The sequence below is a fragment of the Gracilibacillus halophilus YIM-C55.5 genome, assembly GCF_000359605.1.
In the GTDB taxonomy this organism is placed as follows: domain Bacteria; phylum Bacillota; class Bacilli; order Bacillales; family Amphibacillaceae; genus Gracilibacillus; species Gracilibacillus halophilus.
Genome location: NZ_APML01000102.1, coordinates 1 through 1520, shown reverse-complemented (window position 1 = coordinate 1520; position 1520 = coordinate 1). Strand labels below are relative to the sequence as shown.

Below are 1520 nucleotides of genomic sequence, written 5' to 3'. Positions count from 1 at the left end.
GGAGTGTCAAGAATTTTGTGTAAATCCCCTTTTATAGTAGAACGGTTAGCTCGCTTGTTTAATTCGGTTGAGTATATCAATTCTTATAAAGGCAGAGAGCCACAGCGATAGCTGCGAGTCCTTGACCTTGTGCTTCTTCTTCGTGATTCGCTGTGTTGGGTATCGGGACCCGACCAGCGAGAACATAGAAGAAACCGGTTCGTGGTACGCTAAGTGTGCGGATGGAGCCCTTGTAGGGCTTTATTTTTTCCATTCGGCAATAGAAAACACCACCACGACCGTAAACAAGGTCAAGGATGGCGAACCCCCCATTTCTACAACTAGGATTCAAGCGCATCAAACATTTCTAGTATAGCGGATTTTGCTTTTTCAAAACCACGATGGCAGCGCATGCTAAATTTATGATTGTAATCTAAAAATTGTGTTACTAAAAACCGCTCTAACGCATCTTCATTCGGAAACTGCTCTTTACGTTTGACATAACGCTTGATCTCTTTGTTAAAGGCCTCTATTAAGTTGGTAGAGTAAATGCTCCGATGAATCGAAGATGGAAAATTGAAAAAAGTTAATAATTGTTCATTGCCCACCACCGACTCGATGACTTTTGGGTAGGTCTTTTTCCACTTGTTTTGAAATTGCTCTAAAGCTTCGAGAGCTTCCTTACGATTTTTCGCTTGATAAACAGCTTTAAAATCATCGAGAATCGATGAACGGTCTTTAACCCGTACTTTGCTGGCGATGTTACGTGAAACATGTACACAACAGATTTGATGCTTCGCTTTTGGATACACACGTTGAATGGCGTCTGTCATACCTGTTAGACCATCGGAAACAAAGAGAAGTACGTTTTCTACCCCACGCTGATTCAGGCGTTGGATCAATTCTTCCCATACATGCGTTGACTCTGTTGGTGCGACCGTGAAGTCTAGGACTTCTTTGGCTCCATCCTCTGTAATTCCAATAGCTATATAAACAGCTTCCTTCTCTACGGTTTGGCGTCGGATCGGAATATGGGTCGCATCTAGGTAAATGCACACATAACGTGTTTCCAGTTTTCTGTCATGGAAGGCTCGGACATCTTCGGACACGAGTTGCGTTAAATTAGATACCGTTTGCTTGGAGTAATGATGACCATACATACGCTCGATCAAATGTGCAATTTCATCCGTTGTGATGCCTTTTTCATACAGATGAATCACAAACTGTTCCAATGTATCACTGGAGCGCTGATATGGTGCCAACGTTTGTTGTTGAAAAGCACCATTGCGATCTCGAGGAATACTCAAGTGTAGTTCACCATATTCCGTTTTGAACGGCCTCTTTTGGTAATAACCATTACGTGAATTCCCCGAATTCATTCCTTTTGGATCATAAGGTTCATAATTTAAGAAAGCTGTTAATTCATGTTTCATCAGTTGATTGATCGCTGTTTCCAAATGACGTCGAAAAACCTCTTCAATATCTTGTTTTTGGGCTAGTGCTTCGATTAAATCTGTAGTAAGATGGTTCATAGGGAAGAC

General features: G+C 41.7%; 1 protein-coding gene. It reads right to left on the bottom strand.

Annotated features, from left to right (window positions below):
* Positions 1–320 precede the first annotated feature (320 nt).
* The gene (locus J416_RS14870; protein ID WP_040513800.1) at positions 321–1511 is read right to left on the bottom strand and encodes an IS256 family transposase; all 1191 of its coding nucleotides are present in this window, start codon (positions 1509–1511) and stop codon (positions 321–323) included.
* Positions 1512–1520 lie beyond the last annotated feature (9 nt).